This is a genomic window from Kitasatospora sp. NPDC088351 (assembly GCF_040685575.1).
Taxonomy (GTDB): Bacteria; Actinomycetota; Actinomycetes; order Streptomycetales; family Streptomycetaceae; genus Kitasatospora.
The window spans coordinates 13,636-37,217 of sequence record NZ_JBFBIL010000023.1; the positions used below are offsets into that span (position 1 = coordinate 13,636).

Annotated in this window: 24 protein-coding genes; 13 read left to right on the top strand and 11 right to left on the bottom strand. The window is 72.4% G+C overall.

Annotated elements, in window-relative coordinates; genetic code table 11:
• Positions 1–32: 32 nt before the first annotated feature.
• Positions 33–506: an SRPBCC family protein gene (locus AB0P06_RS18085; protein ID WP_363608345.1), complete on the top strand. Its 474-nt coding sequence runs from the start codon at positions 33–35 to the stop codon at positions 504–506.
• Between the two features lie 312 nt (positions 507–818).
• Positions 819–992 carry a CsbD family protein gene (locus AB0P06_RS18090; RefSeq protein ID WP_363608347.1) on the top strand — a complete coding sequence of 58 codons (174 nt, stop codon included), beginning with the start codon at positions 819–821 and terminating at the stop codon, positions 990–992.
• A gap of 223 nt (positions 993–1,215) precedes the next feature.
• Here the strand turns inward: AB0P06_RS18090 and AB0P06_RS18095 are convergent, their stop codons facing one another.
• The 3 genes from AB0P06_RS18095 to AB0P06_RS18105 form a co-directional block, all read right to left on the bottom strand.
• Positions 1,216–1,740, bottom strand: coding sequence for a hypothetical protein (locus AB0P06_RS18095; protein WP_363608349.1), 525 nt, complete (start codon positions 1,738–1,740; stop codon positions 1,216–1,218).
• Between the two features lie 83 nt (positions 1,741–1,823).
• Complete coding sequence (locus AB0P06_RS18100) at positions 1,824–2,378, bottom strand: hypothetical protein (RefSeq protein WP_363608351.1); 555 nt, start codon at positions 2,376–2,378, stop codon at positions 1,824–1,826.
• Between the two features lie 204 nt (positions 2,379–2,582).
• A complete protein-coding gene (locus tag AB0P06_RS18105) occupies positions 2,583–3,635 on the bottom strand; it encodes an AI-2E family transporter (RefSeq protein WP_363608353.1) in 1,053 nt (350 codons plus the stop codon).
• 364 nt (positions 3,636–3,999) lie between these two features.
• Between AB0P06_RS18105 and AB0P06_RS18110 the strand changes: the two genes are divergently transcribed.
• A complete protein-coding gene (locus AB0P06_RS18110; RefSeq protein WP_363608355.1) occupies positions 4,000–4,140 on the top strand; it encodes a hypothetical protein in 141 nt (46 codons plus the stop codon).
• A 10-nt stretch (positions 4,141–4,150) separates the two neighbouring features.
• Positions 4,151–4,615, top strand: coding sequence for an ATP-binding protein (locus AB0P06_RS18115; RefSeq protein WP_363608356.1), 465 nt, complete (start codon positions 4,151–4,153; stop codon positions 4,613–4,615).
• 312 nt (positions 4,616–4,927) lie between these two features.
• Here the strand turns inward: AB0P06_RS18115 and AB0P06_RS18120 are convergent, their stop codons facing one another.
• Positions 4,928–5,251, bottom strand: a complete 324-nt coding sequence (locus AB0P06_RS18120; protein ID WP_363608358.1) for a plasmid stabilization protein — start codon at positions 5,249–5,251, stop codon at positions 4,928–4,930.
• 272 nt (positions 5,252–5,523) lie between these two features.
• Here AB0P06_RS18120 and AB0P06_RS18125 point away from each other — a divergent pair, with 272 nt between their 5' ends.
• The 3 genes from AB0P06_RS18125 to AB0P06_RS18135 all read left to right on the top strand — a co-directional run bounded on the left by AB0P06_RS18125 (position 5,524) and on the right by AB0P06_RS18135 (position 7,841).
• Entirely contained in the window at positions 5,524–6,441 is a 918-nt protein-coding gene (locus AB0P06_RS18125; protein ID WP_363608360.1) for a SigB/SigF/SigG family RNA polymerase sigma factor, read from the top strand.
• Positions 6,442–6,534: 93 nt separating this feature from the next.
• A complete protein-coding gene (locus AB0P06_RS18130) occupies positions 6,535–6,849 on the top strand; it encodes a hypothetical protein (protein ID WP_363608362.1) in 315 nt (104 codons plus the stop codon).
• A complete protein-coding gene (locus tag AB0P06_RS18135; RefSeq protein ID WP_363608363.1) occupies positions 6,846–7,841 on the top strand; it encodes an iron-containing redox enzyme family protein in 996 nt (331 codons plus the stop codon). Before AB0P06_RS18130 ends, AB0P06_RS18135 begins: the two co-directional genes overlap by 4 nt.
• Here the strand turns inward: AB0P06_RS18135 and AB0P06_RS18140 are convergent.
• Both AB0P06_RS18140 and AB0P06_RS18145 read right to left on the bottom strand, forming a co-directional pair.
• Positions 7,815–8,018, bottom strand: a complete 204-nt coding sequence (locus tag AB0P06_RS18140; protein WP_363608501.1) for a CDGSH iron-sulfur domain-containing protein — start codon at positions 8,016–8,018, stop codon at positions 7,815–7,817. The genes AB0P06_RS18135 and AB0P06_RS18140 overlap by 27 nt on opposite strands.
• A gap of 16 nt (positions 8,019–8,034) precedes the next feature.
• Positions 8,035–8,691, bottom strand: a complete 657-nt coding sequence (locus tag AB0P06_RS18145) for a HemK2/MTQ2 family protein methyltransferase (RefSeq protein ID WP_363608365.1) — start codon at positions 8,689–8,691, stop codon at positions 8,035–8,037.
• Positions 8,692–8,895: 204 nt separating this feature from the next.
• On the opposite strand from AB0P06_RS18145, the gene AB0P06_RS18150 reads away from it, so the two are divergent.
• The 5 genes from AB0P06_RS18150 to AB0P06_RS18170 all read left to right on the top strand — a co-directional run bounded on the left by AB0P06_RS18150 (position 8,896) and on the right by AB0P06_RS18170 (position 17,058).
• A complete protein-coding gene (locus AB0P06_RS18150) occupies positions 8,896–9,189 on the top strand; it encodes a helix-turn-helix domain-containing protein (RefSeq protein ID WP_363608367.1) in 294 nt (97 codons plus the stop codon).
• A 155-nt stretch (positions 9,190–9,344) separates the two neighbouring features.
• Positions 9,345–10,532 (top strand): YbdK family carboxylate-amine ligase, encoded by a 1,188-nt coding sequence (locus AB0P06_RS18155; RefSeq protein WP_363608369.1) that lies wholly within the window; start codon positions 9,345–9,347, stop codon positions 10,530–10,532.
• 1,167 nt (positions 10,533–11,699) lie between these two features.
• Positions 11,700–13,583, top strand: a complete 1,884-nt coding sequence (locus AB0P06_RS18160) for a stealth family protein (RefSeq protein ID WP_363608371.1) — start codon at positions 11,700–11,702, stop codon at positions 13,581–13,583.
• A gap of 113 nt (positions 13,584–13,696) precedes the next feature.
• Positions 13,697–15,703 (top strand): hypothetical protein, encoded by a 2,007-nt coding sequence (locus AB0P06_RS18165; protein WP_363608373.1) that lies wholly within the window; start codon positions 13,697–13,699, stop codon positions 15,701–15,703.
• A 149-nt stretch (positions 15,704–15,852) separates the two neighbouring features.
• Positions 15,853–17,058 (top strand): sensor histidine kinase, encoded by a 1,206-nt coding sequence (locus AB0P06_RS18170; protein WP_363608375.1) that lies wholly within the window; start codon positions 15,853–15,855, stop codon positions 17,056–17,058.
• 69 nt (positions 17,059–17,127) lie between these two features.
• On the opposite strand, the gene kdpC is transcribed toward AB0P06_RS18170, so the two are convergent.
• The 5 genes from kdpC to AB0P06_RS18195 form a co-directional block, all read right to left on the bottom strand.
• On the bottom strand, positions 17,128–17,766 hold the full coding sequence (gene kdpC / locus AB0P06_RS18175; RefSeq protein ID WP_363608377.1) for a K(+)-transporting ATPase subunit C: 639 nt from the start codon (positions 17,764–17,766) through the stop codon (positions 17,128–17,130).
• Between the two features lie 74 nt (positions 17,767–17,840).
• Positions 17,841–19,970, bottom strand: coding sequence for a potassium-transporting ATPase subunit KdpB (gene kdpB, locus AB0P06_RS18180; RefSeq protein WP_363608379.1), 2,130 nt, complete (start codon positions 19,968–19,970; stop codon positions 17,841–17,843).
• A complete protein-coding gene (gene kdpA, locus AB0P06_RS18185; RefSeq protein ID WP_363608381.1) occupies positions 19,970–21,631 on the bottom strand; it encodes a potassium-transporting ATPase subunit KdpA in 1,662 nt (553 codons plus the stop codon). Before kdpA ends, kdpB begins: the two co-directional genes overlap by 1 nt.
• A gap of 1 nt (position 21,632) precedes the next feature.
• Positions 21,633–21,722 (bottom strand): K(+)-transporting ATPase subunit F, encoded by a 90-nt coding sequence (gene kdpF / locus AB0P06_RS18190; RefSeq protein WP_363608383.1) that lies wholly within the window; start codon positions 21,720–21,722, stop codon positions 21,633–21,635.
• A complete protein-coding gene (locus tag AB0P06_RS18195) occupies positions 21,719–21,886 on the bottom strand; it encodes a hypothetical protein (protein ID WP_363608385.1) in 168 nt (55 codons plus the stop codon). The genes kdpF and AB0P06_RS18195 overlap by 4 nt, the downstream gene beginning before the upstream one ends.
• Before the next feature lie 277 nt (positions 21,887–22,163).
• Here AB0P06_RS18195 and AB0P06_RS18200 point away from each other — a divergent pair, with 277 nt between their 5' ends.
• Positions 22,164–23,354, top strand: coding sequence for an AI-2E family transporter (locus AB0P06_RS18200; RefSeq protein ID WP_363608387.1), 1,191 nt, complete (start codon positions 22,164–22,166; stop codon positions 23,352–23,354).
• The last annotated feature ends 228 nt before the right edge of the window (positions 23,355–23,582 follow it).

Genomic DNA, 23,582 nt, shown 5'->3' on the forward strand with positions numbered 1-23,582 from the left:
CCGCGTGGCGGGGAACACGGAGGAGGAACCGCATGGCACGGCGCCAGCAATTCATCGAGTGCCCACCGCAGCAGGTGTGGGCCGTCCTGGCGGACGGCCACAGCTACGCCCAGTGGGTCGTCGGCACCCAGCACATCGGCCACGTCGACCCGCGCTGGCCCGCTGTCGGTGCCGTCCTGCGCTACCAGGCCGGCCTCGGACCGTTCAACATCCACGACATGACCGTGGTGAGGATCTGCGAGCCCGGCACCCGCCTGGAACTCGAGGCGAAGGCCGACCCGTTCGGCGCCGCCCGCATCGCCCTCACCCTCATCCCCTGGGGAGACAACACCCTGGTCCTCCTCGACGAGCACCCCCTGACCGGTGCCGGCGCGCGGCTCCAGGGACCGGCCAGCGAACTGCTGCTCCACCTGCGCAACCGCCGGTTGCTCGGCAACCTGGCCCGGGTAGCGGTCGGGGAACAGCATCAGGACACGGCCTCGGGATCCGCCCCGCACCATTGGTGAGCGCGATCGCCTCTGTCACCGATGACGGGGCGGCGCCGATGACGACACAGCGCCGTTCGCTGACAGGCCTTCTCCACGACAACGGCACGGCGTGAAGCAGTCGCCTGGTCGCCCGGACAAGTCTTGGCAGCCAAAAGGTAGTTCGGGGCGCCAGGCCGCTTGTTGCCCACCCTGATCGTTCTTCACGCCGGGAAGTCGACCTTCAGGCCCGACGTACCCGTGCGTCAGGGCGACCCAGGAGACCCCCGGCGTTATCGTGGAAGGAGTGGCGGGCCCGCGATCGGGGCCATAACTCACGAAAGGCAACCAGCCATGGCTATCGGGAAGAAGGCCGCCCACAAGGCCGAAGCGGTCAAGGGCGGCGCGAAGAAGACCGCCGGTCGCGCGACCGGTGACCGCAAGCTCGAGGCAGAGGGCCGCGGCGACCAGATCAAGGGCAACATCAAACAGGCAGGCGCCAAGATCAAGGACGCCTTCAAGCACTGACCGTCCGGCCGCGGCGGCGCTCGGCCTGTATTCCCGCGCGGCCGCGGCCCGGCGTATCGGACACCCTGGCGCGCCGCCCCACGTCCAGCATGTCCGCCGCCGATCCGATGGCCGCACTGACAGGTCGTCACCTGCGCTACGACCGGCACGACCCCGCGACCCCGGCCAACGACGATCTGGTCTTCTCCAGGGGCCACGGGGCGTGTGTCTTCTGCCGCGTTGCTCAGGTGCTGAGCAGGCGGTTGAAGAACGAGCGGTAGCGCCGGAGTGCGATGCGCAGTTCTTCGGTCGGCACCTCGTCGCCGCGGTGCCATTGGCCTTCGAGGTCCTGCTTGTGTGCGGCGAAGGTGGTGGCGAGTGCCTGCATCGCTTCGGCGACCAGTGTGTCGGCCGCGTGTACGGCGTTGCGCGGGTCGTCGACGAAATCGCTCTGGATCTTCTGCCACCGTGAGCGGAACTCCTCCTGCTCCGCCCCCAACAGGGGTTCGTTCTCGTCGGCGGCTTCCTGGTCTTCGGCGGGCTCGGATGCCTGGGCGTCACCTTTCTCCCGGTCTTCTTTCTCCCGGTCTTCGGCGGTGGACTCCTGCCCGCGGCCCTCCCGCTCGGTGGCGGTGGCTTCCCCGGGGAACGCCGGTGGCGAATCCGCCCAGGAAGTACCGCTCTGTTCGTCGGTGTCCTGTCGGGCGCCGGCCAGGTCCTGCGTGGACAGGCCGCCCTCGCCCGGCTCGGGTGTCTCTTGGCTGCGCATCTCTTCACTTCCGTTTCGGCAGTTACGGTCGGCTGCGGCCGCCGACGGGTGCGCCCTGCCGGCTCAACTCGCCGGTCCAGGGCTCACGTACGGCTGTCCCGCGGCCGGTCGCCGTTGTGGAGCAGTTCCTCGAACAGGGTGCGGTAGTGCACCATCGCGCCCCGCAGCTCTTCCGTGGTCGCCTGGTGGCGGCTGCTGCGGTCGTTGACCTCGTGGGCGGACCGGAAGTGCGTCAGCACGTTCCCGTGTTCGACGGAGAGGTCCTTGAGCTGCTGTTCGTACCCCTCGGTCGGGTATCCGCGTTCGCTCATGAGCGTGGTGACGAGCCGGTCCGCCTCGTGCACCGCGTCGTCGGGCCGATCGACGAACCGTTCCTGCACCCGGGCCCAGTCCTCGGCGTACCGCTCCCGGACGCCCGGTGGCAGCGGCTTGATGTTCAGCGCGTCGTGGCGTGCCTCGCGTTCGCGCAGCTCGCGGTCGGCCGCCAGACGGCCGTCCTTCGCCTCCGCGGTCCGGTCGTACTCCGGCCCGAACCGCTCCCGCAAGTGGCGGCGGCGTGTGACGAACCACGCCACCAGCGCGCACACGATCAGCAGGACCACGACGACACCGATGATGATGAGGGTTCCTGTTGACATTGGGTCCTCCGCTTGTAGCCCACTGAACCCCCAAGACCGCGCCTTCCCTTGACTGCTGATCCGAAACGCGGACAAACCGGGCCGAACTTTCGCCACCTGGCGGCCTCCGAAGACCGGCCCCCGCTGAGGGCGTACGTCTCCGGCCGTCGTGGGGCCGGCGCCCGGCAGTGGTTCGCTCGAATCGCTCGACTTCGTGGAGCGCCATCAGCCCGAGGGCGCCGGTCGGGTCGGCGGCCCGTGGTCCCGGAGCTCGCCGATCACCGCCCAGGCCACCGACACCACCGGCACCGCCACCACCGCGCCCAGGAGGCCGGCCAGGACGGCGCCGCCGGTCACGGACAGGGCCACCGCGACCGGGTGGATCCGGACCGACCAGCTCATGACCAGCGGGTGCAGCAGATGGCCCTCGATCTGGCCGATGACCACGATCAGCCCGAGCACCAGCAGCGCGACCAGCGGACCACGGGCGGCCAGGGCGACCAGCGCGGCGACGGCCAGCGCGATGGGGGAGCCGATCAGCGGGACGAGCGCCGCGACGAACTCCAGCACCGTCAGCGGCAGTACGAGCGGCACCCGCAGCACGGCCAGGGCGATACCGACCAGCATCGCGTTGGTCGCCGCCACGATCAGCACCCCTCGGGTGTAACCGGCGAAGGTGTGCCACGCGGCGCGCCCCGCCCGGCCCCACACCGGACGCGCCCGGGCGGGGAGCTGGTGCTGCGCCCAGCACCACATCCGGTCGCCGGAGTGGAGGAAGAACACCGAGCAGAACACCGCGAGCGCCAGCCCGGTGAGCAGTTCGACGGCCCGGCTCGCGCCGCTGAGCGCGGTGCTGAGCAGCGCGGAGCGGTGGGCGGCGACGAACTCGCCGATCTTGGCCCGCAGGCCGGTGACGGTGCCGGGCCGCAGGTGGAAGGGGGCACCGGTGAGCCAGTGGTCGATCCGGCCGAGGCCGCCGCGCAGTTCGGTGCCCAGCCGGCTCCAGTCACCGGCGACGGTCGTCCCCACCAGGGTGAGAACGCCGGCCACGACCACGAGGGCGCAGACGACGGCCAGCAGGACGGCGAGCGGGCGGGGCAGCGTCCGCGCCAGCAGGTCGACGAGCGGCCGCAGGACGGAGGTGATGACCAGCGCCAGGAACACGGCGATGACCGGAAGTTCGAGCTGGGTGAGGACGGAGACGGCCAGATAGGCGGCCACGCCCAGCAGGACCAGCCGCCAGGTGTACCCGGCGGCGGTCCGCAGCCCGGAGGGCACGCGGTCCCCGGAGGGCACGCGGTCCCGGGACGCCGGGGGACGGACCCGGGGCGGGTTCACCCTGGTCCGGCGGCTGCCGGGCGGGCGGGGTCGCCGGGCCGCTCTGACGCCGTTCACTCGCACGGGCGGCCTCCCTGACGTCGGCCGGGTTTCGTCCGGTCCCGTGCGGCTACCCCGGCGGGTGGGCCGGAAACGGTCGCGGCCACGGCTGCGTGGCGACCGCGGCCGGCAGGACCACGAGGCCCACGGCCGGTCACGCCACGTGGTCGCCGGGCAGTCCGGAGTGGGGGCGGTGCGGGGGGCAGGACGGTCTCTCCTGCGCCCGCGCCCGTGTAGCCGCCGCGGAGCCGGGCAAACGCGGGGCGTGGACGAGGAGCAGGTGGTGAGTCCGGTCCTGCCCGGGACGGCGATCTCCCCGGCCCCGGTCGTCCGCGCGACCCGGCGCGCCGCCCGGCGCACGACGGCCGCAGACCCGCCGCCGGGCACCTCCGACGACGTGGAGTGAGGAGCCCGGCATGAAGCGCCCAGGGGAAGGCCCCGCGCCAAAGGGCTCCGACCGGACCAGGCGGCTCGTGCTGGACGGCGGTGAAGGCGCGGTGCAGCGTTCCCGGGACTTCAGCCGCCGGTCCCTGGTGTCCTGGCATTGGCTGCCCACCTCGGACGCCGGGCAGCTGGCGGTGGCGGGGGACGTCCTGCTGATGGTCTCGGAGCTGGTCACCAACGCGTGCCTGTACGCGCCCGGCGGCCCTCGGGAACTGCGGCTGAGCTGGGACGGCGAGCGGCTGCGGGTGGAGGTTTCGGACGCCAGCCCGGTCCCGCCGCGGCTGCGCCCGTTCGCCGACCCCGGTCGTCCTGGTGGCTACGGTCTGCGGGTGGTGGACCGGTTGGCGCGCGACTGGGGCTGTCTGCCCGAGGGCGAGGGGAAGCTGGTCTGGCTGGAGGTTCCGTCCCCGATGGACCACGGCGCCCGTCGGCGCTGACCCGCTGAGACCCGCTGACCCTCGGGCTCGGTACTGCCAGGTCTGCCCCCTCGGTACAGCCAGGTCTGCCCCCGGAGGCCGGCGCGGTCAGGTCTGCGCGGTCAGGTCCGCCCGGGGTGTGGCCTGGGCGGCGGTGCCGGATCGGGGCCCGGGAAGGGGCCGGGATTCGGGAAGGGCGGGATCGGCGGCGGAACCGGGTCGGGGTCCTTGCCCGGCTTCGGCGCAGGGTCGGGGCGGGGGATCGGCTCGGTGTCCGGGCCCGGGGGAGGCGGGATGGTCATCACGGCCGGGACGGTCTTCACGACGGCCTCCTCAACGGCCCATCGCGTGCGCCAGCTCGCGCTTGTTCATCTTCGAACGGCCCTTGATGTCGCGGTGCTTGGCCTCGTTGTACAACTGCTCGTAGGTCGGGCCCTGGGCCCCCTTGTGCGAGCGCTGCCCACCGCGGCGGCTGGAGGACATGTCCTGGAGGGAACTGCGGCTCGCGGTCTTCGACTCGCCGTGCCGGGCGCGTTCCTTGTTCACCGTCCGGGCGGCGATCTCCTTCGCCCGCTTCTCGCTCTCGCCCCGGTCGAGCGCGCTCTCCTTGATGTGCTCGTACTGGCGCTCCCGCTTGGGGCTGGATCCTCGCGGCATGGCGGTCGCTCCTCTCTCGGCCGAGGTTGTTGCCCGAGCGCGTATACCCGGAGAAAAAGCAACAAACCACCCAAAACATGAATTGGATGTCGTGTGTCGGGTAGAAAAACCCATGACGCGGCCCAGACGCACAGCCGGCCGCGTCAGCACCCCCGCCGGGTGCCACCGGGACCGTCGCTTGAAGACGGGCACAGGTCCTCCGGAAAGCAGCCCGCCGCGCTTGAGCGCGAGCCGCTCGCGGCGTTCGCCCCGATGCCCAGGAGAAAACCACCGTGTTCACCACACTGGAAACCGGTCACTCCACCGACCGGACGGCCGCCCCGCCGTCCGGTCTCCCGCCCGACCTGCCACCGCGTCCGACCGACGCGCAACTGCGTGCGATGGACAAGTCCGAGGCACGCGAACTCAGCGACGCGCTGTTCGAGCGCCTGGCCGGACTCGGCCGCGAGACGCGCGCGTACAGCTACGTGCGCGGCACCATCATCGAACTCAACATGCCGCTGGTGCGTTTCATCGCCGCCCGCTTCCGGTACCGCGCCGAGGACATGGACGACATCCTCCAGGTCGGTACGATCGGTCTGATCAAGGCCGTCGACGGCTACGACCCGCAGCGCGGCGTCGAGTTCGTCACCTACGCCATCCCCACAATCGCGGGCGCGATCAAGCGGTTCTTCCGCGACACCTCCTGGCCGGTCCGGGTCCCGCGCAGCATGCAGGAGCTGTACCTGACCGTCGCCCGCGGCTCCGACCTGCTGGAGCAGGATCTCGGCCGCCTCCCGCACCCCGACGAGATCGCCGAGGGCCTCGACCTGACGGAGGCCCAGGTCATCGAGGGCCTGGTCGCCGGCCGGGTCTACCACCCCGACTCGCTGGACGCGTTGCGTGACCAGGATGCCGACGAAACCGGCAGCGCCCTGCTGGACCGGCTCGGTGACTGCGATCCGGGCATCGAGCTCGCCGAGTTCCGCATCGCCGTGCGCCCGCTGCTCGCCCGACTGCCGCGCCGCGATCAGACCGTGCTCAAGCTCCGCTTCTGGGACGGCTGGACGCAGTCCGAGATCGCCGAGCGGATCGGCGTCTCCCAGATGCACGTCTCCCGGCTGCTCACCGCCACCCTGGTCCGCCTGCGCGAGCAACTGGAGGACCGCGAGGCCCCCGGCTGGGCCGACCGGCCCGGCCAGGAGGACTGAGGCGGAGCCGTCGCCGTGGACCGGCCGGGTCGGTCCGGGCGCGACCGGGGGCCGCTCGGCGGCGAGAACGGCGACCGCGAGGAGGCGGGCACGATGGATCAGCAGGACCAGCAGGACCAGACGGCACCGCTCGGAAGCGGGACCGAGGCGCGCCGCGACCGCGAGCCGGACGCGCTGCTGCGCAGGTTCGGCCTCGGGTTGCGAAGCCGGGCCTGGGAGGTGATGCGCGGCGTACGGCCCCGTACGGTGCTGGTGCTGGGCCTGCTCTCCCTGGGCCTGCTGATGGGCGGGCTGCGGACCTCCCCGGCGGCCGTGTTCTGGGCGATCACCGGCTGCTGGGCCCTGGCGCTGGGCGTCGGGTTCGCCGTACTGTGCGCCTTCGCCGAGGGCCGCCGGAGCGGGCGGTGAACCGGCTCCCGGGCCCGCGCGGCCCGCTGTCCGAGGCGGTGCTGAGCCTGGTGACCTCCGGCCCGCCGGGCGCGGGCCGGCTCCTCGTGCCGCCCGTCCCGGGCACCGACCCGTGGGGCGAGGACCACCAGCTCGCCCTCCACCTCTGCTACGAACTCCACGACCGCGGCCTGCCCGGCGTCCACCCCGGCTGGGAGTGGGAGCCCGAACTGCTCTCCTTCAGAGGAGAATTGGAACGGCCGTTCCTCGCCGCCGTGCGCGCCGGGGCGGAGCCCGTCCGGCCGCTGCGCCAGGCCCTGGAACGGTTGCTGACGGAGCCCGCCGAGGGGACCGGGCCGTCGCACTTCCTGCTCGCCGAGGGTGCGCGGTGGCACGCGCGCGAGTATCTGGTGCACCGCTCGGTCTACCACCTGAAAGAGGCCGACCCGCAGCTGTGGATGCTGCCGCGGATCCACGGCCCCGCCCAGGCGGTGCTGATGACGGTGGCGTACGACGAGTACGGCGCAGGCCGGCCCGACCGGGCCCACTCACTGCTGTTCGCCCGGATGATGGCCGACTTCGGCCTCGACGCGGAGTACGGGCACTACCTCGGCCTCGTCCCCGCGCCCGCGCTCGCGGTGGTCAACCTGATGACGCTGTTCGGCCTGCACCGCGTGCTGCGCGGCGCCGCCGTCGGACACTTCGCCACTGTCGAGATCACCTCCTCGCCCGGCTCCGCCCGCCTGGCCGCAGCCCTGGAACGCCTCGGCGCAGGGCCGGACGGCACGCTGTTCTACCGCGAGCACGTCGAGGCGGACGCCGTCCACGAGCAACTGGTCCGGCGTGGGGTGATCGATGAACTGATCAGCGCCGAGCCCGGGTTGGAGGACGATATCGCGTTCGGTATCGCGGCCGCCGAAGTCGTCGACGGCCGGTTCGCGGACCACCTGCTCGGCCAGTGGCGGGCCGGCCGCAGCTCGCTTCGCTCATTCCTGCCCGACGGCCGGGGCTGAAGCCCGCCCCGGCCGGGCGCGGCGCCGGTGGCTGGTGTCGCAGAACGGATAGCGACGGCTGCGCCGGCAGGCGCACAGTGCCACCACCGGGTGGTCGGAGACGTGGACCGTCCCGTCCGGCAGGACAACCTCCACCGGGCCCTCGACCAGCAGCGGCCCGCCCGGCACGACGGTCACCCGGGTCGCGGCCCGGTCAGCGCTCCCGGACACCGCGCACCACCACCAGTTCCTCCTCGCGCTCGCCGGGCCGGATCAGCCCCCGCCGCTCGAACAGTCCGGCGCGCGCCGTCATCACCGGCCCGAAAGGCTGCCTGCGACGGGTCGCCACCGCCACCCGTAGCCCGGCCGACCGCAGCGTGGCCAGTGTCGCCGGGACATCGGCCAGCGAGGACTGCACCAGCAGTAACACCCCGCCCCTGGCCAGCAGTTGCGGCGCCTCCCGGCAGATCCGGTCCAGCAGCAGCCGCCCGTCCGCCCCGGCGTCCCAGGCCAGCGTGCGCCTGGGGCGGGGCCGCGCCACGTCTTCGCAGGTGGGGACGTACGGCGGGTTGGCGGTGATCAGGTCGAAGCGCTGTCCGGCGACCGGGGCCGCCAGGTCGCCCCGGAGCAGGCGCACCCTGCGGCGGTTCAGCCTCGCGTTCAGCCAGGCGGTCGCCACCGCCCGGGCGGAGAGGTCCACGGCGGTGACCCGCGCGCCGGACCCGGCGGCGGCGAGGGCCACCACACCGGTCCCGGTGCCGAGGTCCAGCACCCGGCTGGCGGCGTCCAGCGACTCCTGGCGCAGGCAGGAGAGCAGGAGCTCGGTGTCGCCCTGGGGCGGGTAGACGCCCGGTGGTCTGATCAACAGCATGCCGGGCGGCTGCCCAGGTCGGCGGCGCCTACACCTCGGACGCCGACCTGCGCCGTGCCGTGGCTGCCGCGACGGTCCGCGGCCTGCCGGCGCGCGTCCGGGCAACTCCCTCACTCACCGTTGACCTCGTAGCGCATTTCGTGTCAAGGAATGCGCGAATTCCACTTCATGTCTTGTTCAGCGTGATCGTCCTATCCTGAAGAGGTGGAAGAGCAGCAGGCGGTCGGGCGTCAGTGGACGTTTCTGACCAACCACGCGCGCGTCCTGGTGCAGATCGCCCGGGACCCGGGCATCAGGGTGCGGGACATCGCGGCCCGCTGCCTGCTGACCGAGCGAGCGGTCCAGCGGATCATCGCCGACCTCGAAGCGGCGGGCTATCTCAGCCACCACCGCGTCGGACGCGCCAACATCTACCGCGTCATCGACGGCAAACAGCTGCGCCACCCCGCCGACAGCGGCCCGACGCTGGCGGAACTGCTGGCTGTCCTGCTGCGCTGACCGTCGGCCTCGGCCTCGGCCGCGCCCGGGCCCTCGCCCTTCCGCGGCAGGGGCGTGTGTTTCCGGCTGCCCGTTCGGGAAACACGCCGGATGACAACACCTTGCCCGGAGCGGAGCACCATGACAGGGAATCCTTCCCGCACGGGAGCGCGGCGGTGACCGGCCCCGGCGTGTTCAGGTTCGGCGTCGAGGAGGAGTTCCTGCTGGTCGATCCGGCCACGCGGCTCACCGTTCCCCGAGCCCACCGCGTAGTGCCGGGGGCCGCCCGAACACTGGGCGGCCGGGCCCAGCACGAGTTCCTGGCCACCCAGGTCGAGGTGTGCACCCGCCCCGTCGTGACGGCCGCCGACCTGTGCAGGGAACTGGCGGCGGCACGCCATGCGATGGCCGCCGCGGCGGAGGACACCGGGTGCCTGCTGGTGGCCTCCGGTACCGCCGTGCTGCCCAGCCACCACCCGCTGCCGCTCACGCCGACGGACCGCTACCGGCGCGTCGCCGACCACGTGGGCCGGATCGCCGACCAGCGGGGCGGCGAACTCTGCGGCTGCCACGTCCACCTCGGTGACCTCAGCCGGTCCGAGGCCCTCGCGCTCAGCGCGCACCTGCGCCCCTGGCTGCCGGTCCTGCAGGCGCTCTGTGTCAACTCGCCGTTCTGCGAGGGCCGGGACGGCGGCGCCGCGAGCAGCCGGGCCGGCCGCTACGAGGCGTGGCCGACCTGCGGACCCGCCCCGGTCCTGGATCCGAGAGAGTACGAGGAGACGGTGCGGCGGCTGATCGCCCACCGCGTGATCCTCGACCGGAAGATGGTCTACTGGTACGCCCGGCCGTCGGAACACCTGCCGACCCTGGAGGTGCGGATCGCCGACACCAACGCGGATGCGGGCGTCCCGCTCCTGCTGGCCGTCCTGCTGCGCGGCCTCGCCCAGGTCCTCCTTGCCGCGCACCGCGACGGTGCCCCACCCCCGCGCATGGCCCCGGCGGTTCTGCGGGACGCCCACCGGCGAGCCGCACTCGGCGGTCTCGCCGCCGTCGGTACGGACCCGTCCACCGGACTCCGCCGACCCGTGTCCGGGCTGGTCGCCGAGGTGCTCGAACTGGCCGCTCCCGGCCTGGCGAGGGCAGGGGACCTGGAACTCGCCCGCATTCTCCTCCACCGCCAGCTGACCTGCGGCACGGGTGCCGACCGGCAGCGGGCCGTGTTCGCCCGCCGCCGCTCGCTGACGGATGTCGTCGACCACCTCGCCCGCCTCACCGCCGGCCCGGGGATCGCGCCGCTTCCGGTCCTCGCGTCCGGCGGCACCACGTCCTCCCGCCGAGCCGACGGCACCGCCGCCCCGTTCTGACAGCCAAGGGCGGGGAGGGGGCGGAGGCCCGATCGACCGGCCTCCGAGTCCGCCCGTTCTGTGGACGGTCTCTGCCGCAAACATCTTGAGCGTGAACGTTTCTGACTGTCTGTCACTTGACTTTGCGCTTCGGCTACAGTCGCCTGAGCCAGGTCTGGCGCAGCACGGTGCGATGGGGTGGGGGGAGACGTGCGCGAGGGCGTGATGGTCGCGGGCCGCCTCAATGGAGTGCCCTGCCCGTGAGGCGGTGTCCGACTCCGCTCCGCCTCGGAGCTGATCCCGGGGCGGGGTCTGCGGTGGCCGGGCCCGGCAGGCGGCTCTTCGCCCGTAATTCGCCCGCATTTGTCGTGCCCGTGGCAGGAGCGGCCCAAAGTGATCCTTTCTTCCGCAGGCGTATGCATGGCAGGCGAAGCGTGGACAAATCAACCGGGGGAATCGGGTGGGGGTGAGGGCTTCCGGGTGCGAGCCCGGGCGAAGGTGGTGCGTCAACGTCGTTCTCCCGGTGGGTATTCGGCCGGGCGGCGGCCTTCGCGGTGCGGGTGGGAATCGCGAGGCGCGTGGCCGCCCTCCCCTGCCGTCCCGTGCCTGGTTCCGGGGGCGGGCCCTGCGGTGGCAGGGTCGTTCGGGCCGTGACCTCCTCGGTGGAGCCGCCCGGAGATGTGCCGGAGGCAAGAGCGACACTTGCCGCAGATCGGTCGCCGGCCCGGCCGCCCCTGAATTCGGTTGAGACCTTGGCGATATGAGGTCGTTACGAATAACGGGCAATGGGCGAGTCAAAGATGCGTATGATCGCCTACTGTGCGCCAGCGGCCTTGGCGTTATTAATGCGGCATCCAGTTGACCTGCGGGATTCTCAATGAATGCGATGATTCTTCGGCGATGTTCCGCTGCTGCCCGGCTTCCGCATGGGCATGCCGGATTCTGCGGGCTGTAGCCACCGGGATTGTCCGGGGACCGATCCGGGCGACCCGCCGGGGTCCGTACCCCGGCGAACTCCGCAGGACGGACCGCCGGGTGGTTGGCCCGACCGCCGCAGGACCACCCCGCCCCGCCCCGTCGAGGCGTACCACCCACCGCCCGACGGGCGAACCCGTTGACACACCGGCCCTGACACGGCATCTCCGGGCGCTGCCCCGGGTTGGCCGACGTTCTCTCTCGGAGTCCCCCATGCCCAGTACCCACGTGGCCGCCACCCTTCGGAAGCGCCTGCTCGGAATCGTCGGCGCCAAGGCGCCTCAGCCTCCCGCTCCCGTCCCCGCCCAACCCGCGCCGCCCGCCGCACCCGTCGCGCCCGCCGGACCCGCCCCCGACCCGCTGGCCGAACGGGAGGCGCAGCTGGCCGAGGAGCTGTCCACCGTGGTGCGCCACGGCGATCGCCTGGCGTACCCGGGTGGCGACTACTGGCCGGCGCAGGCCTGGGACGAGAACCTGGAGGAGGCCGCCGCCGCGCTGCGGGCCGCCGGCCTGGCCTTCGCGCTCGTGCCGGACCCCGAGTTCCGGCACCGCCTGGCCATCCGCCCCGGCGACCGGGCCGCGGTACTCGACGCCTGCGCGACCGCCTTCGCCGGTCAGGCCGTCTACGCGGATCTGCTGGAGCACGGCAGGACGCTGCGCACCGTCCTGGCGGAACAACTTCCCGTGGCCGTCGCACAGTTCGAGGCGCCGGCCGACGAGTTGCCGACGGAGCGCGGCGCACAGGACGAGCGCGACGCGGAGGACCCGGCGGAGCAGGAGCAGGAGCAGGAGCAGGTTCGGGACCGGGTCAAGGGCATCCGTCTCTACCGTCCCCGCCTCACGCAGGGACCGCAGTACTACGGCGCCGACTACGGCTGTGACCTGGAGTTCTGGGACTCCGCCGAGCCCGGTCCCGGAGCGATCGCCTCCATCGCGGAAACGAGCTTCGGCTGGTGGCTCCCCTCCTTGGAGGCGACGGCCGACCTGCGGATACGTGGCCGAAACTACCCGGTGCTGGACGCCCTGGCCGCGACCTTCCCCGACGACGTCGGCTTCCCCGTCGACGTGGTCATCACCTGGGTCGACGACTCGGACCCCGAATGGCAGCAGCGCCGCACCGCGACCCGCGCCCGCGTCCTCGCGGGTCTCGCGGGCCACGCACCCGACGGGGACGGCACGGAACTGCCCGGAGACGCCGACCACCGCTACCACAACCGGGACGAACTGCGGTACTGCCTGCGGTCGATCGCCGCCCACGCCCCGTGGGTGCGGCACGTCTTCCTCGTCACCGACGACCAGACCCCGGCCTGGCTCGACTCCTCGCAGCCCGGGCTCACCGTCGTCTCCCACCGGGAGCTGTTCGCCGGCACCGACGCCCTGCCCGTGTTCAACTCGCACGCCATCGAAACCCGGCTCCACCTGATTCCCGGCCTCGCCGAGCACTTCCTGTACATCAACGACGACGTGTTCCTCGGCCGGCCCGTGCGCCCGCAGGCGTTCTTCCTCGGCAACGGGCTCTCGAAGATCTTCCGCGACACACGCGTCATCCCGCCGGACGTGAACGACCCGGACGCCGCCGTCCACGACGAGGAGAACCCGGACGACGCCGTCTACGTCGCGGCCCAGAAGAACACCCGCGCCGTCCTGGAGCGGGAGTGCGGACGAACGTACCCGCTGGTCCTCGCCCATGTGCCGCAGCCGCTGCGCCGCAGTGTGATGGACGAGGCCTCCGAGCGGTTCGCGGACGGTCTGGCCGCCACCACCCGGTCCGCGTTCCGCTCCGCCACGGACCTGGCTCCGGTGACCCTCGTCACCAACTTCGCGCACGCCTCCGGTCGCGCGGTCGACGGCCACCTCTACCACGGCTACTTCGCCGCCGACAGCGCCGAAGACCTCGAACGGCTGGACGACTTGACGCGGGAGCGCTGGGCCGACGTGTTCTGTCTGGCGGACGGGGCCCGTCATGCCGTCGGGCCGCAGGAACAGGACCGCGCCGTCCGCGACTTCCTGCAGGAGTACTTCCCCGTGCCGTCCCGCTTCGAGCACCACGGGGCCGACCGTCCCGCGGCACAGCGGGACGGGGCGTTCACCGCGTAGCACCCCGCCCTCCGCCCCCGCCCGCGCGGGTATCACCGCTGTTCAGGTGCCCGGGATCCGCTTGGTAGGCTCTGCGAGCCGCAGGACCGGGAGGGGCATTGAGGAAGCGATCCGTGGGCGCGCTCGCGTTGGTGCTGGCGGTGTTCCCGGTGTGGCACGCGCCCCAGGCGGTGCCCGGGGTGCGCCCCGGCAAGATCGTCCAGATCGTCGCGCACCAGGACGACGACCTGCTGTTCATGAACCCCGATGTGTCGAGCTCGATCCGCCGCGGGTTTCCCGTCGTGACCGTCTTCATCACGGCGGGGGACGCCAACCGCGGTCCGGCCTACGCCAGGGACCGGCAGAGGGGCGTGCGGCGGGCCTACGCGCAGATGGCCGGTGTGCGCGGCTGCGGCGACGACGGCAGCGGCTGCTGGATGAGGGAGGTGTACCGGCCGGTCGAAGGCGGTCCGGCCGTGGAGCGTGACACGCTCAGGAGCGCCACGTACACGCGGGTGGTCTTCCTCAACCTGCCCGAGTGGACCGACCGGGACGCGGCCTACCTCGGCGGCGAGGCACTCGACCGGCTGTGGCGGGACCCGGCTCTCTCCAGCAGCACCCTGGACATGGACGGCGCCGGCGGGGTGTGGCCCCAGCGCTACGACCGGGCGGCCCTGATCGGCGTCCTGAACGGCCTGCTGGCAGCCGAGGAGGCCACGCTGGTCCGGGTCCAGGACCCGGCCCCGGACCCCTCCCTCGCCGCGGACCACGGCGACCACATACGGGCGGCCTGGTTCGGGCAGGCGGCCGTGGACCGTTACTCCGCCACCGGCCGGCGGCGGGTGGTCGTGGAGCACTACCGCGACTACAACACCCGCAACTCGCCCGCCAACCTGGCCTCGGCCGAGAGCGCCGGCAAGCACGCCACCTTCGAGGGCGCCTACGCGCCCACCGACGACGAACTGGCCGACGAACTGACCCCGGGCGTCTGCGCGGACCAGAAGCGGTACCGGTGCTGGCAGTCCCGGCAGTACCCGCGCTCACCCCGGTCGACGCAGGTGGTCACCGCCGACCGCGACGGCGCGCTGCACGCCTTCGTCGTGGAGAGCGGCAGGCTCTACGAGTGGTACGAGGACGCGGACAAGGCCTGGCGAGGCCCGAACATGCTCGGGACGCCCGGCGGCCCGCTGGTCGCGGGCCTGTCCGTGGGGCGCGACCAGGACGGCCGGCCGGCGGTCTTCGGCCAGCGTGCGGACACCGGCGAGATCGTCTCCTGCCGTCAGGACGGGACGGGGGGCTGGACGTGGCAGCCGCTCGGCAGCCCGAACGAAATCGCCCAGGCCGCAGGCCCGTTGGGCAACGCCGCGCTTCAGGTCAGCACCCCGGTCGTGGCGTCCAACGGGGACGGGCGGCTCCAGCTCTTCGTGCGCAACCGGGACGGCGGTCTGAGCACCCGCTGGCAGCGGGAGGGCGACGGCGCCTGGAGCGGCTGGGCCGACCTGGGGCAGCACGACCTCCAGGGGCCGCCCACCGCCGTCACCACGCGGGACGGCCGGATCGAGGTGTTCGCGCTCTCCGTCACGGGCGGGCGTTCGACCGTCCGGCACTGGTACCAGCCCGCGCCCGGCGCGCTGCCGGTCATCGACCCCGGCTTTCCCGTGATCGCCCCCACCAGCACCGTCAGCGCGGCGGTGGGCCCCGATGGGCGGCTGGAACTGTACTACCGCAGTATCGATGCCGCCGATCCGCTGGACCAGTACGCGAGTTCCTCCACCGCCGTCCTGACCGAGGCCGCCGAGGGAGGCGCATGGAGCCCGCAGGGCCGCGCGCTCAACGGCACCGCGGACGACGGTGGCAGCGGCGAGGCGGCCATCGCCACCCCGGGACCGGTGGTCGGCCGCCGCACGGTCGTGGCCGTACGCAACCGCGACGGCGCCGTCAGCGTCAGCACCCGCGACGACAGCGGCTCGTTCGGGGCCTGGACCCACCTGGGCGGCTACATCGTCGGTGTCCCCGCCGCGGGCATCGACCGCGACGGCCTGACCGACCTGGTGACCATCGGCATCGACGGGCGGCTCTACGACAACCGGCAGAAGGCGGACGGCTCGTTCGCCGGCTGGCTCCCGATGGGCGACTCCTGACGCGACGTGAGCCGGCCGCGCTGCCGGAGAACACCGGCGCCGCCGGGGAGTTGCCCGCGGCCGCGGCCACCGGTGTGCGACCTGAGGAGGAGGGGAGGATCACCCCTGCGGCTTAGCCGCGGGGAACCTCGTATTTCTACTCTGGACTGATGACGCGCCTCGATGTCTGGCTCCGTGAGCACCCCCTGGCGGTCGACGGCGCCTGGGCGTTCGCCGTGTTCTGCCTCGCCGCGCTCTCCCGGCTCGACGGTCACGGCGCGTGGCAGGGAGGCCTGCGCGCGGAGGACGCCGTCGCCCTGGTCCTGTGCGGCCTGATGGTGGTCCGGCGCCGCCGGCCGGACGCGGTGGTGGCGGGCGCACTGGTGCTCGGCCTCGCCCAGGCGTGTCTGGACATGCACCCGGACGGCGAGGGCATCGCCTACCTGGTCTTCGCGTACACCGGCGCGGCCTTCGGCTCGGTGTGGATCTCACGGCTGGCCCTGGTCGGCTGCCTGCTGACCGGCCTGCTCGCCTTTGGCCTGATCACCAGGCACCCGGCGCCCGACCACGCGGTCCTGTGGGCCGTCCTGCTCTCCAGCCCCTTCCTCCTCTGCTGGGCCTGGGGGCGGCTGATCCGCACGCGCCGTGCCTATCTGATCTCGCTGGAGGAGCGGGCGGTGCGGCTGGAGCAGGAACGCGACGCGAACGCCCGGGTGGCCGTGGCGGACGAGCGGGCCAGGATCGCCCGGGAACTGCACGACGTGGTGGCCCACAACGTCTCCCTCATGGCGGTCCAGGCGGGCGGCGCCGCGTGCGTGGTGGAGACCTCCCCGGCGCTGGCCAGGGAGGCGCTGGGCACCATCGCCTCCACCGGCCGGAAGACGCTGGCCGAGATGCGCAGCCTGCTGGGCGTGCTGCGCGCCGCGGGCACGGCCGAGGAGTATGTGCCGCAGCCGCGTGTCGAGGATCTGCCGGAGCTGCTGGAGCAGGTGCGGACCGCCGGTCTGCCGGTGGAGTTCTCCGTCTCCGGGGAGTCGCGCGAGCTGCCGCGCGGGGTCGAACTGGCCGTCTACCGGATCGTCCAGGAGGCGCTGGCCAATGTGCGCAAGCACGGGGGGCCCGACCCCACGGCCCGGGTGACGGTGGATTTCGGCGACCGCAGGCTGGGGGTGCTGATCGAGGACGACGGCCGTGGCGGTACCGGCCGGTCGCCGGCGTGGGGCGCCGGCGGTACGGGGCACGGTCTGATCGGCATGCGTGAGCGGGTGGCCATGGTCGGCGGCAGACTGGAGGTCGGGCCGCGGCCCGGCGGCGGCTTCCGTGTCAGGGTCGTCCTGCCGCTGGCCGCCACCGGGCTTCCGCGCGCCGACTGGTGACACGCCGGCTGGTGACACACGTCGGCTGATGACACGCCGACTGATGACGGTCCGGCGCGACGCCCCGGGTCAGCCGAGCCGGGCGAGGGCCAGGTTGAGGGCGAGGACGTTCACCCTCGGCTCGCCGAGGAACCCGAGGGTGCGGCCCCGGACGTGGGCCTCGACGAGCCGCCGGACCGTGCCGCGGTCCAGGCCGCGGGCCCTCGCCACCCGGTCGACCTGCTCCTGCGCGTAGGCGGGGGAGATGTCCGGGTCGAGGCCGGAGCCGCCGGCGGTCACCGCGTCGGGAGGGACCAGGGCCGCGTCGACACCGTCGAAGACGGCGGTCGCCGCGCGGCGCTCCTGGACGGTCCTGGTCAGGCCCGCGTCGTTCGGACCGAGGTTGGAGGCCCCCGAGGCGGTGGGGTCGTAGCCGGCCGCGCCGGCCGCGGACGGGCGCGGCTGGAACCAGCGCGGGTCCGGCCGGGCCTGCCCGTCGGGGCCTGCGGGGTCCTTCCCCGGCAGGGTGAAGTTCTGGCCGAGCAGGCCGGAGCCGACCACCCGGCCCCGCTCCCTGACCAGCGAGCCGTTGGCCCGGTGCGAGAGGGCGGCCTGCGAGATCCCGACGACGAGCAGCGGGTAGGCCAGACCGCAGAGCACCGTGAAGACCAGCAGGACGCGCAGGCCCGTCAGATGCAGCCGGACCGGGGTCGGCAGGTGCGTGGCCACCGGGGACTCCTTCGCGGGGGCTGGGGGATCGGCTGGGGGCTCGGGGGGCTCGGCGGGGATCCGGGAGGCCGCGGCTAGTAGATGAACCGCACCACCAGGTCGATGAGTTTGATGCCGACGAACGGGAGGATCAGGCCGCCGACCCCGTACACGGCGAGGTTGCGGCGCAGCAGGCCGGAGGCCGACGAGGGCTTGTAGCGCACGCCGCGCAGGGCGAGCGGGATGAGCACGACGATGATCAGGGCGTTGAAGACGATCGCGGAGGTGATCGCCGAGGTCGGGCTGTGCAGGTGCATGATGTTGACCTTGCCCAGGCCGGGGTGGACCGAGGCGAACATGGCCGGGATGATCGCGAAGTACTTGGCGACGTCGTTGGCGATGGAGAAGGTGGTCAGCGCGCCGCGGGTGATCAGCAGTTGCTTGCCGATCTCGACGATGTCGATCAGCTTGGTGGGGCTGGAGTCCAGGTCCACCATGTTCCCGGCCTCCTTCGCGGCCGAGGTGCCGGTGTTCATCGCCACACCGACGTCGGCCTGGGCGAGGGCCGGGGCGTCGTTCGTCCCGTCCCCGGTCATCGCGACCAGCTTCCCGTCGGCCTGCTCCCGCCGGATCAGGGCCATCTTGTCCTCGGGGGTGGCCTCGGCGAGGAAGTCGTCGACGCCCGCCTCCTCCGCGATCGCCCTGGCGGTGAGCGGGTTGTCGCCCGTGATCATGACGGTCCTGATGCCCATCGTGCGCAGCTCCTCGAACCGCTCGCGGATGCCGCGCTTGACCACGTCCTTCAGGTGGATGACCCCGAGCACCCGGGCCGGCTCCCCCGGGTGGTGGACCGCCACGACCAACGGCGTACCGCCGGCCGCCGAGATGCCCTCGACGACGGTGCTCACCTCGGGGCCGACGGTGCCGCCGTTCCGCTCCACGAAGGCACTCACCGAGGCCGCCGAGCCCTTGCGGATCCGCCGGGCCGCGCCGTTCCCGGTGAGGTCGACGCCGCTCATCCGGGTCTGCGCGGTGAACCCGATCCAGTCGGCGCGGCCGAGCTCGCCCTGGGTACGGGAGCGCAGGCCGTACTTCTCCTTGGCCAGCACCACGATGGAACGGCCTTCGGGGGTCTCGTCGGCGAGGCTGGACAGCTGCGCCGCGTCGGCGAGTTCGGCCACCCCGCTGCCGCCGACCGGGGTGAAGCCGGCGGCCTGCCGGTTGCCGAAGGTGATCGTTCCGGTCTTGTCGAGCAGCAGGGTGGACACGTCCCCGGCGGCCTCGACGGCGCGGCCGGACATGGCGAGGACGTTGCGCTGCACCAGCCGGTCCATGCCGGCGATGCCGATGGCCGACAGGAGCGCGCCGATGGTGGTCGGGATCAGGGCGACGAGCAGGGCGATCAGGACCACGAGGGGCTGTTCGGCGCCCGCGTAGGCGGCCATCGGCTGCAGGGTCACGACGGCGAGCAGGAAGATGATGGTCAGTGAGGCGAGCAGGATGTCGAGGGCGATCTCGTTGGGAGTCTTCTGCCGGGCGGCGCCTTCCACCAGGGCGATCATGCGGTCGATGAAGGTCTTGCCGGGCTCGGAGGTGATCCTGACGACGATGCGGTCGGAGAGGACCTTGGTGCCGCCGGTGACGGCCGAGCGGTCGCCGCCGGATTCGCGGATCACCGGTGCCGACTCGCCGGTGATGGCGGACTCGTCGACGCTCGCGATTCCCTCGACGACGTCACCGTCGCCCGGGATGATCTGCCCGGCCTCCACGATCACCTGGTCGCCGAGGCCCAGCCGCGCGGCCGGGACCACCTCCTCGGCGGCCACCGCAGCGCCGGGCCGCCAGTCGCCGACGATGCGCCGGGCCACCGTCTCGGTCCTGGTCCGGCGCAGGGTCGCGGCCTGCGCCTTGCCCCGGCCCTCGGCGACGGCCTCGGCCAGGTTGGCGAAGACGACGGTCAGCCAGAGCCAGACGGCGATCACCCAGGCGAAGACACTGGGGTGGCGGATCGCCGAGACGGTGGTCAGCAGCGAGCCGACCTCGACCACGAACATGACCGGATGCCTGACCATCACCCGTGGGTCGAGCTTGCGCAGCGCGTCCGGGAGGGAGGAAACCAGTTGCCGGGGGTCGAGCAGACCACCGGAGACCCGGCGCGCCCCGCGCCCGGCGGGCCCGGCCGCGTCGGCAGGGTCGACGGGGCCGGGCGGAACGGGCGGGTCCATCAGCGGAGTCCTTCCGCGAGCGGTCCGAGCGCCAGGGCGGGGAAGTAGGTGAGGCCGACGACGATCAGCACCACGCCGGAGAGCATGCCGACGAAGAGCGGCCGGTGCGTCGGCAGCGTCCCCGCCGTGGCGGGGACCGGCTGCTGCCGGGCCAGCGAGCCGGCCAGGGCGAGGACGAAGACCATCGGCAGCAGCCGGCCGAACAGCATGGCCAGGCCCAGCGCGGTGTTCCACCAGGTGCTGGTGGCCGTCAGGCCGGCGAAGGCGGAGCCGTTGTTGTTGGCCGCCGAGGTGAAGGCGTAGAGGACCTCGGAGAAGCCGTGCGGGCCGGAGTTGAGGGCGGCGGACCGCACGCCCTCGAACGTCATCGCCGTGCCCGTGCCGATCAGTACGACGGCCGGGGTGGTGAGGAGGTAGAGGGAGGCGAACTTCATCTCCCGGCCGCCGAGCTTCTTGCCCAGGTACTCCGGGGTGCGGCCGACCATCAGCCCGGCGACGAAGACCGTGACGACGGCCAGGACGAGCATCCCGTACAGGCCGGAGCCGGTGCCGCCGGGGGCGATCTCGCCGAGCATCATGTCGAGCAGGGTCAGGCCACCGCCGAACGGCGAGTACGAGTCGTGGGCGGAGTTGAGCGCGCCGGTGGAGGTCAGCGTGGTCGAGGCGGCGAAGAGCGTCGACCCGGCGATGCCGAAGCGGACCTCCTTGCCTTCCATCGCCGCTCCGGCCGCCTGGAGCGCGGTGCCGTGATGCCGCCATTCGAAGACGGTCATCAGGGCCGCGGAGGCGATCCAGAACAGGGCCATCACGGTGACGATGGCATGGCCCTGGCGGCGGTCGCCGACCATCGTCCCGAAGGTGCGCGGCAGCGAGAACGCGATCACCAGCATCAGGTAGAGCTGGAGCCAGTTGGTGAGCGGGCCGGGATTCTCAAAGGGGTGCGCGGAGTTGGCGTTGTAGAAGCCGCCGCCGTTGGTGCCCAGCTCCTTGATGACCTCCTGCGAGGCCACCGGCCCGCCGGGGACCGACTGGGTGTCGCCCGTCAGGGTGGTGATCTGCTGCGCGGCGTGCAGGTTCTCCACCACGCCGCCGGCCACGAAGACGACCGCGAACACGACCGAGACGGGCAGCAGCAGCCGCAGGGTGATCCGGGTGAGGTCCACCCAGAAGTTGCCGACCCGGTCGGTGCGGTCGCGCGCGAAGCCGCGGATCAGCGCGGCCACCACGGCGATGCCCACCGCGGCCGAGAGGAAGTTCTGTACGGCCAGCCCCGCCATCTGCACCAGGTGGCCCATGGTCGACTCACCCGAGTACGACTGCCAGTTCGTGTTGGTGACGAACGACGCCGCCGTGTTGAAGGCGGTGGCCGGGCCCACCGGGGGGAGGCCGAGCGAGAGCCAGAGGTGGTTCTGCAGGCGCTGGAAGGCGTACAGGAAGAGCACCGAAACCGCGGAGAACGCGAGCACGCTGCGCAGATAGGCCGTCCACGACTGGTCCTGGTCACCGTTGACACCGATCAGCCGGTAGACACCCCGTTCCCCGGGCAGGTGTGTCCGGCTGGTCAGGACGTGTGCCAGGTAGTCGCCCACCGGGCGGTGCGACAGACCCAGCGCGGCCACCAGCGCCAGCGCTTGCAGGAGGCCTGCGAGGGTGGGGCTCACCTCAGAACCGGTCCGGGTGGAGCAGCGCCAGGAGCAGGTAGATCACGAGGGCGGTCGCGACGATGAGCCCGACGATGTTGTCCGCGGTCACAGCCGTTCCACCGCCTTGGCGATCAGAGCGAGGACGGCGAACACGAGAACCGTGACGCCGACGAAGGCCAGGTCGGTCATGAGGGCTCCACCGGGGCTGTCGGGACCGGGCGCCGAGCGGCTGTCCGATCGGTCCAGTCGATTGTCGGACGGCTGGGGTGACAATCCGTGGTTATCCGCGTCCGTCAGGGTGACGGCGGCCGGCGGGGCGGCGTGCCGGTGGTGCGGGAGCGGCGGGTCCGCGGACCGGGCGGTCCGTACCGCCGCCCGCGAACTCACCGCTGCCGCCCGCACGTTCCTCCGATGAGCCGTCAGGACACCGGCGCCGGTGAACTCGTCGGCCCGGCCTTCGGCACCGACCGGCCTTCACGGCCCGACCGACCGGCCCGCACCGCCGAACCGACCGGCCTTCACCGCCGGCCAGAGCGCAGGAGAACCTCCGATGTCTTCCGAACCGCCGACGCCCGACACCACGCCGCGGAACCCCGACCGCCGACGCGACGACGACCGGGCACTGCCCCGCTGGCTGCCCAGGGCGATGATGCTCGCCCTGCTGCTCGCGGGGGCGTTCCAGCTCGCGAACTGGGCCTTCCATCAGCTCATCGACCTCCTGGTGATGCTGCTGATCTCCTTCTTCCTCTCCCTCGCCATGGAGCCGGCGGTCGACCGGATGGCCGCCCGCGGCATCCGGCGCGGCGTCGGCACGTTCCTCGTCTTCATCGCCCTCGCGGCGGCCATGGCCGGCTTCGTCACCGCACTGGGCACGCTGCTCGTCGACCAGGTGGCCCAGCTGTCCGAGCGGCTGCCCGGCACCCTGCAGAACGGGATCGACTGGATCAACTCGAACTTCCACCAGAGCCTCTCGCTGGACGGCATCCGGAAGAAGTTCTTCGCCGACGGAGCGGTGGAGAAGTACGCGCAGCAACTGGCCGGGAACCTCTGGGGGGTGTCCAGCACGGTGATCGGAGGCCTGTTCCAGGCGTTCACCGTGGGCCTGTTCACGTTCTACTTCACCGCCGAGGGGCCGCGGGTTCGGCGGCTGGTGTGCTCGATGCTGCCGCCCGCCCGGCAGGCCGAGCTCCTGCGGGCCTGGGACATCGCCCTGACCAAGACCGGGGGCTACCTCTACTCCCGGGCCCTGCTGGCGGCCGTCTCGACCCTCGCGCACTGGGTCGCCTTCGAGATCGTCGGGCTGCCCTACGCCGCCGCCCTCGCGGTGTGGGCCGGGGTGGTGTCCCAGTTCGTCCCCACCGTCGGCACCTACATCGCCAACGCGCTGCCCATTCTGGTCGCGTTGACCGGCGAACCGTCCGACGCCCTCTGGGTCCTGGGCTTCGTCCTCGTCTACCAGCAGATCGAGAACTACCTCCTCCACCCCCGGATCACGGCACGGACCGTCGACATCCACGCCGCGATCGCCTTCGCCGCGGTCATCGTCGGCGCCGCCCTGCTCGGGGCCGTCGGCGCGCTCATCGCCATCCCCGCCGCGGCCACGCTCCAGGGTTTCCTCAGCACCTACATGCCCCGCTACGAAGTCGTCGGCGACCTCCGCTTCGACCGGCACCGCCGCCCCCGGCGCCACGGCATACGCGGGCTGCTCTCCAGCGTCGCGAGCCGGTGGCCGGGGCGCTGACGGGGCACTGACGGGGCGTTGACGGCATGTGAGGGCATGTGAGGGTGAATTTCCGTCTCCTTTTTACTTTCTGATGACTTCCTTATGGGACTAACCGCCTTGTTCCAGTGGTGTCAAGTGCGTTGGAATGCGAGGGCTGTCGGGACGCGCGTTCCAGAGGCATCCACGCGTCCGACCCGGATCCGCGTGCACTGGGCCACCGCAGCCTGACGTCGCATCAGACGAAAG